Consider the following 10,826-nt stretch of genomic DNA (forward strand, 5'->3'; position numbering starts at 1 on the left):
GTCGTGTCCGCGCACACTAGGCTCTGACTTCGTGGCGGTACTGGAGGGCGCGGCGCGCAAGACACTGGCGTTCGGGCGGCGAGCTCTCGGGCTCGACGTGTCGGCGCCCGATCACACCGTCGCGGTGCTGCATCGCGACGAGACCGAGGTCCCGGGGCTCGACAAGCGCGAACGCGCGCAACTGGACCGGATCCGGCTGATGGGCGCGACCGGCGCGGTGCTGATGGCGATCGCGGCGTTGGGCATCGGCGCCCAACCCGTGCACCAGAATCCGGTCTCCGGTGTTCGGGTGCTCGGGATCTTCGCGCGAGCGCACACCGGGTCGCTGGCGATGTGCATGTTCGGCACCGCGCTGGTGATCGGGGCGTGGTTGCTGCTGGGACGCTTCGCGATCGGTGGACTCGCGGGTTCGCCGCTGCACCGGCTGAGCCGCTCGCAACTGGACCGCACACTGCTGCTGTGGATCATCCCGCTGTCCGTGGCGCCACCCATGTTCAGCAACGATGTCTATTCCTATCTGGCACAGAGCGAGATCGCCGCCCGCGGCATCGACCCCTATTCCGAAGGCCCGGTCGCCGGACTCGGGATCGACAATGTGCTCACCAACAATGTGCCGACGATCTGGCGCGATACGCCCGCGCCGTACGGTCCACTGTTCCTGTGGATGGGCCGCGGTATCGCCGAGCTGACCGGCGACAACATCATCGCCGGGGTGTGGGTGCACCGGTTACTGGCGCTGGCCGGTGTGGCGCTGATCGTGTGGGCGCTGCCGCGGTTGTCGGTGCGTTGCGGGGTGGCTCCGGTGAGTGCGCTGTGGCTCGGTGCGGCGAACCCGCTGGTGCTGTTCCACCTGGTCGGCGGCGTGCACAACGACGCGCTGATGCTCGGTCTGATGCTGGCCGGAGTGGAGCTCATGCTGCGCGCGATCTACGGCGAAGGCGGCAGACCCGACCGGCTGACGGCCACGAATCTGCCACCTTTCGATGCCCGCGCCTACGGGCTGCTGATCGGCGGGGCGGTGGTGATCACGCTGTCGTCGTCGATCAAGCTCACGTCGATCATCGCCCTCGGGTTCGTCGGCATGGCATTGGCCAGACGCTGGGGCGGGTCGTTCGCGGCCGTCGCCAAAGCCGCGGCTCTGCTGGGTGTCATCGCCGTGGTGACAACGCTTTTCATCGGGTTCGCCAGCGGGCTCGGCTTCGGCTGGGTCCACACCCTCAGCGTCGCCAACGCCGTCCGGAGCTGGATGTCGCTGCCGACCATCATCGGCATCGTCACCGGATTCGGGGGCGTCCTGCTCGGCCTCGGCGATCACACGACCGCTCTGCTCTCGATCACCCGCCCGATCGCGGGACTGGTCGCGGTCTTCGTGACCCTGCGCATGCTCGTCGCGACCGGCGTGGGCAGGCTGCATCCGGTCGGCGCGATGGGTGTCTCGCTGGCGGCGATCGTGCTGCTGTTCCCGGTGGTCCAGCCCTGGTATCTGCTCTGGGCCATCATCCCGCTGGCGGCCTGGGCCACCCAGCCGGTGTTCCGCGTGCCCGCCGTCGCCTTCTCGGCGGTGGTCTCGATGCTGGTGATGCCGCGCGGTGCGGAATTCCAGGTCTTCCAGATCATCGGCGCCGCGCTGGCCGCCGTGGTCTGCTTCGCGCTGTTCTTCGCGCTCACCCGGCACACACTGCCCTGGCGGGCCCAGCCGGGGGTGTCGGCTCCGTCACAGGAGGGCACGGCTTACCGTGTGACATCGTGACAAGTCGCCCTGGACCCGCCGTTAGCGTCGACGGTGTGGTCAAGCATTATGGCGAGACCACCGCGGTAGACGGTCTCCGGTTCGACGTAGAGCCCGCCCAGGTCTTCGCTCTGCTCGGACCCAACGGCGCGGGCAAGACCACCACCGTCGAGATGTGCGAAGGCTTCGTGCGCCCGGACGCGGGCACGGTCCGCGTCCTCGGCCTGGACCCGATTGCCGACTCCGAACAGCTGCGACCGCGGATCGGCGTGATGCTCCAGGGCGGCGGCGCCTACCCCGGCGCCCGCGCCGGGGAGATGCTCGACCTGGTCGCGGCCTATTCCGCCGATCCCATCGACCCTGACTGGCTGCTGTCGACGCTCGGTCTGCGGGACAACCGCCGCACACCCTATCGACGCCTGTCCGGCGGTCAGCAGCAGCGGCTCGCGCTCGCGTGCGCGCTGGTCGGCAGGCCCGAGATCGTGTTCCTCGACGAACCCACCGCCGGTTTGGACGCGCAGGCGCGCCTGATCGTCTGGGAGCTCATCGACGCCCTGCGCCGCGACGGCGTGAGCGTCGTGCTCACCACGCACATGATGGACGAGGCCGAACAGCTCGCCGACCAGCTCGTGATCATCGATCACGGGCGGATCGTCGCGCAGGGCACCCCCGCCGAGGTCACCGCCCACGGCGCGGCAGGCCAGCTGCGGTTCTGCGCCCCACCGAAACTCGATATCGCCTTGCTGAAATCGGCCCTGCCGGAAGGTTTCTCGCCGCACGAGACCACGCCGGGGATGTACCTGATCGAGGGCGAGATCACCCCGCAGGTCCTGGCCACGCTCACCGCCTGGTGCGCCAGGATGGACGTGCTCGCCACCGACATCCGCATCGACCAGCGTCGCCTGGAAGACGTTTTCCTCGAACTGACCGGACGGGACCTGCGCGGATGAGCGAGACCACCAGCCGTTTCCTGCCCGGCACCTTCGCCCCCGATCCGCGGCCTGCCTCGCGGATGGCGATGCTCACGGCGCAGACCGGGCTCGAGCTGAAGCTGTTGTTGCGCAACGGCGAACAGCTGCTGCTCACCATGTTCATCCCGATCACCCTGCTGATCGGCCTGACCCTGTTGCCGTTCGGCGATCTCGGCGAGCATCGGGTCGACCGGATTGTGCCGATGGTGATGATGACCGCGGTGATGTCGACCGCGTTCACCGGCCAGGCCATCGCTGTCGGCTTCGACCGCCGCTACGGCGCCCTCAAACGGCTCGGTGCGACACCGCTGCCCCGCTGGGGCGTGATCGCGGGCAAGTGCGCGGCCGTGCTCATCGTGGTGGTGCTGCAGGCGATGCTGCTCGGTGCCATCGGCGTCGCGCTCGGCTGGCGACCCGGCATCGGCGGACTCGCGCTCGGCGCCTTGGTGATCGCTCTCGGCACGGCCACTTTCGCGGCGATGGGACTGCTGCTCGGCGGAACGCTCAAGGCCGAGGTCGTGCTGGCGCTGGCCAACATCCTGTGGTTCATCATGCTCGGCATCGCCAGCCTGGTGCTCGTCGACTCCCTGCCCACCGCGCTCACCGTGATCGCACGGCTCATCCCGTCCGGTGCGCTGGCATATGCGCTGGATGCGGCGCTGTCGGGGTCGATCGACTGGTTCGGGGTGGCGGTGCTCGCGGTGTGGGGCGTGGTGTGCGGATGGCTCGCGACCAGGCTGTTCCGCTTCCACTGACGTGACCAACGACGCACTGTAGTAGCCCTGGTATCAGCGTCGAATTATCGGCCGGTACCATTCCTGACGTGCTGTATCGCGCCTTCGTTGGCCTCGTCGACCGGCTGCCGCTCCCCTCGCTGCGGGTGCAGCGGCTCATCGCCATCGCGGTGATCCTGAGCCAGGCGGGCATCTCGGTGACCGGCGCCATCGTGCGCGTCACCGCCTCCGGGCTCGGCTGCCCGACCTGGCCGCAGTGCTTCCCCGGCAGTTTCACCCCGATCGGGGTCTCGGAAGTACCCGTCCTGCACCAGACCGTGGAGTTCGGCAACCGGCTGCTCACCTTCGCGGTGACGCTGTGCGCCGGGCTGATCGTGCTCGCAGTCGTCCGGGCGCGCAGGCGCAAGACAGTTCTGACCTACGCCTGGCTGATGCCGGCGGGCACCGTCGTGCAGGCCGTCATCGGCGGGATCACCGTGCGCACCGGGCTGCTGTGGTGGACCGTGGCGGTGCACCTGCTCGCCTCGATGGCGATGGTGTGGCTCGCGGTGGTGCTCTACGCGAAGATCTGCGAACCCGACGACGGCATCGAGACCGTCCAGGTGCCCGCTCCCCTGCGCTGGCTCACCGCCCTGTCCGGGGTGGCGCTCGCGGGGGTGCTCATCGCGGGCACACTGGTCACCGCGGCCGGGCCGCACGCCGGTGACAAGAGCATCGAGCGACAGGTCGAGCGCCTCGAAGTCGAGATCGTCACCCTGGTGCATCTGCACTCGCAGTTGATGATCGGGTATCTCGCACTGCTCGTCGGGCTCGCGTTCGGGCTCTTCGCCGTCGGCATCACGCCCGCTGTCCGCAAGCGGTTGTTCGTGTTGCTCGCGATCGTGCTCGCCCAGGGGCTTGTCGGTGTCGTCCAGTACTTCACCGATGTGCCCGCTGCCCTCGTCGCCATCCACGTCGGTGGCGCCGCCGCCTGCACCGCCGCGACCGCCGCGCTGTGGGCGTCGCTGCGCACGCGCGAGAAGGTCGAGGTGCCCACGGTCGCTCAGGCTTCCGTGCGCTGACCCGTCCCAACGAAACAGCCCGCGATCGGTGCATCCGATCGCGGGCTGTTCGATGTTCGTCGGCCGTTGCGCCGCGAGGATCAGGCGCCTGCGAACAACTTTCCGTTGCGCGCCTTCGGGAACTTGGTCTGACCGGCGACCCAGCCGGCCATCCTGGCCCAGTGTGACGGGGCCGGGGTGACGATCGAGCCGAGCTCGCGGCTCCACTCGTCGGTCTCGACGAGCCCGTCGACTCGCTCGACGAGTGCCTTCGCGGTCGCCAGATCGCCGACCACCCGGTCACCGAGGATGCCGTCGGCGCCGACAAGGGTGATCCGGACACCCTGCTCGCCGAGATACTGCAGCACGGCCGTTCCCGAACCACCGTGCTCAGCGAGGAATTTCACGATGGACTTCTCGACCTCGGCCGGCACCTTCACGGCCTCGGGGGTGGCGGTTGTACTCATGCACCGCAGTTTACCGGCCGGTAGTTTCCAGTCCAGCCCCGAGTGGTCTGGAACACGGGGTGTAGAAAGGGGACTCATGCGCGCGATTCAGGTTTCCGAGCACGGCGGTCCCGAGGTTCTGCAGTACGTGGAGGTGGCCGACCCCCAGGCCGGCCCCGGCCAGCTGCTGGTGAAGACCCAGGGTGTGGGTGTCAATTACATCGATATCTACTTCCGCACCGGCCTCTACCCGCAGGCGACGCCCTACACCCCCGGCTCCGAGGGAACGGGGCTCGTGGTGGCGATCGGCTCGGACGTCACCGAATTCGCGGTCGGCGACCGGGTCGCCTGGGCATCAGCGCCCGGCAGCTACGCGGAGTTGGTCGCGGTCGACGAGGCCGTCGCGGTGCAGGTCCCCGACGGCGTCGAACCGGCCGTCGCCGCCGCCGCGCTCCTGCAGGGCATGACCGCCCACTACCTCACCGAATCCGTGTTCACCCCCGAACCCGGCGACCCGGTCCTCATCCACGCGGGCGCGGGCGGGGTTGGCCTGCTGCTCACCCAGATGGCTGTCGCGAAGGGCGCCCGCGTCATCACCACGGTCTCCACCGACGCCAAGGAAAAGCTCTCGCGTGAAGCGGGTGCCACCGACGTCCTGCGCTACGGCGACGACCTCGCCGCCCGCGTCCGCGACCTCACCGACGGCATCGGCGTAGCCGCGGTCTACGACGGCGTCGGCGCCAGCACCTTCGAAGCCGGCCTCGCCTCCCTCCGCGTCCGCGGCACCCTCGCCCTCTTCGGCGCGGCCAGCGGCGCGGTCCCCCCTTTCGACCCGCAACGACTCAATCCCGCCGGTTCGCTCTGGCTCACCCGACCGTCTCTGGGCGCCTACACCCGCGACCGCACCGAATTCCTCTGGCGCGCAACGGATGTCTTCGACTGGATCGCCGCGGGAACCCTGAACCTGCGCGTCGGCGCTACCTACCCGCTGGCAGATGCGACTCAGGCACAGCGCGATCTCGCGGCGCGCAAGACCACCGGCTCGATCGTGCTGCTGCCCTAGCCACGACCTCGACTGTCCGCTCACCCGGAAAAGCGCATACCGGCTCGAGCAGCTCTCACCGCGGCCCCGACAGCCGGAAACGACAGTGGCCGGGCATCGCTGCCCGGCCACTGGTCGAGAATGTCTTACAGCCCGATGAAGCTGCCGACCGTTTCCCACCCGAGCACCGAGTCGACGGCCAGCCCACAGAACACCACCGCGAGGTAGTTGTTCGACTGCAGGAACAGCTTCAGCGGCTTCACCGACTCGCCGCGGCGCACCCCGGCGTAGAGCTGGTGCGCCATCAGCAGGAACCAGGCACCGGCCACCAGCGCCACAGCGGCGTAGATGACGCCCGTCGCGGGAACCAACGCCATCGTCGCGAGCACCGTCAACCAGGTGTAGATGACGATCTGCTTCGTCACGACCTGCTCGGTAGCGACCACCGGCAGCATCGGCACGCCGGCCGCGCGGTAGTCCTCCTTGTAGCGCATGGCCAGCGCCCAGGTGTGCGGCGGCGTCCAGAAGAAGATCACCGCGAACAGCACCAGCGCGGGCCAGCCGATATCGCCGGTCACCGCGGACCAGCCGACGAGGGCGGGCATACACCCGGCCGCGCCACCCCACACGACATTCTGCGAGGTCCGGCGCTTGAGGCCCTTGGTGTAGACGAAAACGTAGAACAGGATCGTCGCGACGACGAGCGCGCCGCTGAGTAGGTTGGCCTGCCACCACAGCCAGGCGAAGGAGATCGCGCCGAGCGCGACACCGAACACGAGCGCGTGCGAGGTGGGCACCGCATCGCGGGCCAGTGGCCGCCGTGCGGTCCGCTTCATCACCTTGTCGATGTCGGCGTCGGCGACACAGTTGAGGGTGTTGGCACTGGCCGCGCCCATCCAGCCACCGAACAGGGTGACCAGGATGAGCCGGATATCGACGGTGCCGCGGTCGGCCAGCAGCATCGTCGGAATAGTCGCGACGAGCAGCAGCTCGATGACGCGTGGCTTGGTGAGGGCGATGTAGGCAAGGGGCTTGCGCACTATCCGCGCGCCGAGACTGTCGCCCGCCAGGCGATCGGCCAGCGCCGTCGACGAAGTTCCGTGCGCACCGCTACTACCCGGCTCGTGACCGATCCGCACTGTATCTCCTCGCACGCTGTGCTTCGCTTCGCATCCGGTAATGGAACGAGCAGCGCGCGGCTGCGGCGCGGCCACTACTACAGAGGATGGTAGACCCACTCACCTGCCGCTCCGCGCCAGACCCCCGCCACCGTGGGCGCGGTCACTACGCCCCACGAGCCCGCATCCCGGGCCCACTCGGCGGTGAACCCGCATCGACGCGCAGGTGAACGGCACCGCGACGGGCTCCGTCCGCACGGCGGCGAGGGTCTGCACCGCACACCGCCGACGCACGGCGATCCGCACTAGACTCAACGCCAGGGTTCGCGCCAACCGCTGTAGCAGCACCACTAGGGTATTCCTGTACATCGGTACGCATCCCGGCCGCGTGCGACCCGCTGTCGAACACCATCGCCGCTGCCAAGCTATCGCCGTCGACGAAACCTAGGTCAGGAGAACTACGGTCGTGCCAGTCACAGACGACATTCGCGCCCTCACTCAGCGGAACTATCCCAGCGACTGGACGGACCTCGACACCTTGGCCGTCGACACCGCCCGGGTACTCGCTGCCGACGCCGTGCAGAAGGCGGGCAACGGGCACCCCGGTACCGCGATGAGCCTCGCGCCGGTCGCCTACACCCTCTTCCAGCGCACGATGCGCCACAACCCGGCGGATCCGAGCTGGGTGGGTCGCGATCGCTTCGTGCTGTCCTGTGGACATTCCAGCCTCACCCTCTACATCGAGCTCTACCTGGCCGGTTTCGGTCTGGAGCTGACCGACCTCGAGCAGTTGCGCCAGTGGGGTTCGCTCACCCCGGGTCACCCCGAGTTCCGCCACACCGACGGCGTCGAGATCACGACCGGCCCGCTGGGCCAGGGCCTGGCCTCGGCGGTCGGCATGGCGATGGCCGCCCGACGTGAGCGTGGGCTGTTCGATCCGAACGCTCCCGAGGGCACCAGCCCGTTCGACCACTTCATCTACACGATCGCCTCCGACGGCGACCTGCAGGAGGGCGTCACCGCCGAGGCCTCCTCGATCGCGGGCACCCAGCAGCTGGGCAACCTCGTGGTGATCTACGACGACAACGAGATCTCCATCGAGGACGACACCGATATCGCCTTCACCGAAGACGTGGCCAAGCGGTACGAGGCCTACGGCTGGCAGGTGCAGATCGTCGAAGGCGGCGAAGACGTGGTGGCCATCGAGAAGGCCCTGGATGCGGCCAGGGCCGAGACGTCGAAGCCCTCGATCATCATCCTGCGCACCATCATCGGCTTCCCTGCCCCGAACAAGATGAACACCGGTGGCGCGCACGGCGCCGCGCTCGGCCCCGACGAGGTCGCCGCGGTGAAGAAGGCGCTGGGCTTCGACCCGGAGAAGTCCTTCGTCGTCGACCCTGCCGTCATCGAGCACACCCGCAAGGCACTGGCCCGCGGCGCGCAGGCACAGGCGCAGTGGCGGCAGAGCTTCGACAAGTGGGCCGAGGCCAACCCCTCGAACAAGGCGCTGTTCGATCGTCTGCAGACCCGCTCGCTGCCCAAGGGCTGGACCGAGGCGCTGCCGAGCTTCGAGGTCGACCCCAAGGGCATGGCCACCCGCAAGGCGTCGGGCAAGTTCCTCGCCGCGGTCGCCGACGAGCTGCCCGAGCTGTGGGGCGGTTCGGCCGACCTGGCCGAGTCCAACAACACCACGATGCCGGGCCAGGCCAGCTTCGGCCCCGAGTCGATCTCCACCGGCGCGTGGAAGGCCAACCCGTACGGGCGCACCCTGCACTTCGGTATCCGTGAGCACGCGATGGGCTCGATCCTCAACGGCATCGCGCTGCACGGCCCGACCCGCCCCTACGGCGGCACCTTCCTCGTGTTCAGCGACTACATGCGCCCGGCCGTCCGCCTGGCCGCGCTGATGCGGGTGCCCGCCATCTATGTCTGGACCCACGACTCCATCGGCCTCGGCGAGGACGGCCCGACCCACCAGCCGATCGAGCACCTGGCCGCGCTGCGCGCGATCCCCGGCCTCAACGTCGTGCGCCCCGGCGATGCCAACGAGACCGTGTACGCCTGGCGCACCGTCCTCGAACGCGACTCCGACGAACACACCTCGCACTTCTCGGTCCATGACGCGCCGCACCAGGACGGCCCGTCCGCGCTGGCGCTGACCCGCCAGGACATCCCGACCCTGGAGGGCACCAGCTACGAAGGCGTGAAGAAGGGCGGCTACATCCTGGCCGAGGCTTCCACCGGCACCCCCCAGGTGATCCTCATCGGCACCGGTTCCGAGGTCCACCTCGCGGTCGCCGCGCGCACTACGCTGGAAGAGCAGGGCATCCCGACCCGCGTGGTCTCGATGCCGTGTGTGGAGTGGTTCGACGCGCAGGATCAGGGATACCGCGACGAGGTGCTGCCCCCGTCGGTGCGGGCCAGGGTCGCGGTCGAGGCCGGTATCGCGATGCCGTGGCACCGATTCGTCGGTGACGCGGGCGAGGTCGTCGGCATCGACCACTTCGGCGCGTCGGCCGACTACAAGACTCTGTACCGCGAATTCGGTATCACCCCCGATGCCGTCGTCCGCGCGGCACTGCGTTCCACCGACAAGGTGAAGGGGTAAGACCATGGCACAGAACGAGAACCTCGCCGCGCTCGCGGCCGCGGGCGTCTCGGTGTGGCTCGACGATCTCTCGCGTGATCGCATCCAGTCCGGCAATCTCGCCGACCTGGTCGCGACCCGCAGCGTCGTCGGTGTCACCACCAATCCGAGCATCTTCCAGGCCGCGATGAGCGTGGGCCACGCCTACGACGCACAGCTGAAAGACCTTGCGGCCCAAGGCGCCGACGCCGACGCGGCGATCCGCACGATGACCACCGATGACGTGCGCGCCGCCTGCGACGTGCTCGCGCCGGTGTTCGAGGCGACCGGTGGGGTGGACGGGCGGGTGTCGATCGAGGTCGACCCGCGCTTCGCCTTCGACGCCGACAAGACCGTCGCCCAGGCGATCGAGCTGTGGAAGATCGTCGACCGCAAGAACCTGTTCATCAAGATCCCGGCCACCGAGGCCGGGCTGCCCGCGATCACCTCGGTGCTCACCGAGGGCATCAGCGTGAACGTGACGCTGATCTTCTCGGTACCGCGCTACCGCGCGGTGATGGGCGCCTACCTCGACGGTCTGCGCAACGCCAAGATCGGTGGCCACGACCTGGCCAAGATCCACTCGGTCGCGTCGTTCTTCGTGTCCCGGGTCGACACCGAGATCGACAAGCGCCTCGAGGCGATCGGTACCCCGGAGGCACTTGCCCTGCGCGGCAAGGCGGGTGTGGCCAACGCCCGGCTGGCGTACGCCGAATACCAGGACGTGTTCGACGGTGGCGCGCACACCTCCACCTACAACCACCTGGCCGCACAGGGTGGCAACCGGCAGCGGCCGCTGTGGGCGTCGACCGGGGTGAAGAACCCGGATTACCCCGACACCCTCTACGTCACCGAACTCGTCGGCCCGAACACGGTCAACACCCTGCCGGAGAAGACGCTGCAGGCGTTCGCCGATCACGGTGAGCTGCAGGGCGATACGCTCAGCGGCCGCGGCGCCGAGGGCGCACAGGTCTTCGCCGACCTGGCCGCGGTCGGTATCGATCTCGACGATGTGTTCGCACTGCTCGAGCGCGAAGGTGTCGACAAGTTCGAGGGCGCGTGGGGCGAACTGATCGAGGCCACCACCGGCCAGCTGAACATCGCGGCGGAGGGCAACTAG

General features: G+C 68.8%; 9 protein-coding genes. 7 read left to right on the forward strand and 2 right to left on the reverse strand.

Annotated elements, in window-relative coordinates; all coding sequences use genetic code 11:
• Positions 1 to 31 precede the first annotated feature (31 nt).
• The 4 genes from mptB (at position 32) to ACWZHB_RS16190 (ending at position 4,495) form a co-directional block, all read left to right on the forward strand.
• Positions 32 to 1,750, forward strand: a complete 1,719-nt coding sequence (gene mptB, locus ACWZHB_RS16175) for a polyprenol phosphomannose-dependent alpha 1,6 mannosyltransferase MptB (RefSeq protein ID WP_427908762.1) — start codon at positions 32 to 34, stop codon at positions 1,748 to 1,750.
• Positions 1,747 to 2,679, forward strand: coding sequence for an ABC transporter ATP-binding protein (locus ACWZHB_RS16180; protein ID WP_427908763.1), 933 nt, complete (start codon positions 1,747 to 1,749; stop codon positions 2,677 to 2,679). Before mptB ends, ACWZHB_RS16180 begins: the two co-directional genes overlap by 4 nt.
• On the forward strand, positions 2,676 to 3,455 hold the full coding sequence (locus ACWZHB_RS16185; protein ID WP_427908764.1) for an ABC transporter permease: 780 nt from the start codon (positions 2,676 to 2,678) through the stop codon (positions 3,453 to 3,455). Before ACWZHB_RS16180 ends, ACWZHB_RS16185 begins: the two co-directional genes overlap by 4 nt.
• 68 nt (positions 3,456 to 3,523) lie before the next feature.
• The gene (locus tag ACWZHB_RS16190; protein ID WP_427908765.1) at positions 3,524 to 4,495 is read left to right on the forward strand and encodes a COX15/CtaA family protein; all 972 of its coding nucleotides are present in this window, start codon (positions 3,524 to 3,526) and stop codon (positions 4,493 to 4,495) included.
• 80 nt (positions 4,496 to 4,575) lie between these two features.
• On the opposite strand, the gene ACWZHB_RS16195 is transcribed toward ACWZHB_RS16190, so the two are convergent.
• On the reverse strand, positions 4,576 to 4,941 hold the full coding sequence (locus ACWZHB_RS16195; RefSeq protein ID WP_427908766.1) for a hypothetical protein: 366 nt from the start codon (positions 4,939 to 4,941) through the stop codon (positions 4,576 to 4,578).
• Between the two features lie 76 nt (positions 4,942 to 5,017).
• Between ACWZHB_RS16195 and ACWZHB_RS16200 the strand changes: the two genes are divergently transcribed.
• Positions 5,018 to 5,983 carry a quinone oxidoreductase family protein gene (locus ACWZHB_RS16200; RefSeq protein WP_427908767.1) on the forward strand — a complete coding sequence of 322 codons (966 nt, stop codon included), beginning with the start codon at positions 5,018 to 5,020 and terminating at the stop codon, positions 5,981 to 5,983.
• A 125-nt stretch (positions 5,984 to 6,108) separates the two neighbouring features.
• On the opposite strand, the gene ACWZHB_RS16205 is transcribed toward ACWZHB_RS16200, so the two are convergent.
• Complete coding sequence (locus tag ACWZHB_RS16205) at positions 6,109 to 7,101, reverse strand: heme o synthase (protein ID WP_427908768.1); 993 nt, start codon at positions 7,099 to 7,101, stop codon at positions 6,109 to 6,111.
• A gap of 445 nt (positions 7,102 to 7,546) precedes the next feature.
• On the opposite strand from ACWZHB_RS16205, the gene tkt reads away from it, so the two are divergent.
• Positions 7,547 to 9,688, forward strand: a complete 2,142-nt coding sequence (gene tkt, locus ACWZHB_RS16210; protein WP_427908769.1) for a transketolase — start codon at positions 7,547 to 7,549, stop codon at positions 9,686 to 9,688.
• A gap of 4 nt (positions 9,689 to 9,692) precedes the next feature.
• Positions 9,693 to 10,826, forward strand: a complete 1,134-nt coding sequence (tal, locus tag ACWZHB_RS16215; RefSeq protein ID WP_427908770.1) for a transaldolase — start codon at positions 9,693 to 9,695, stop codon at positions 10,824 to 10,826.

This window comes from Nocardia sp. FBN12 (assembly GCF_054031145.1).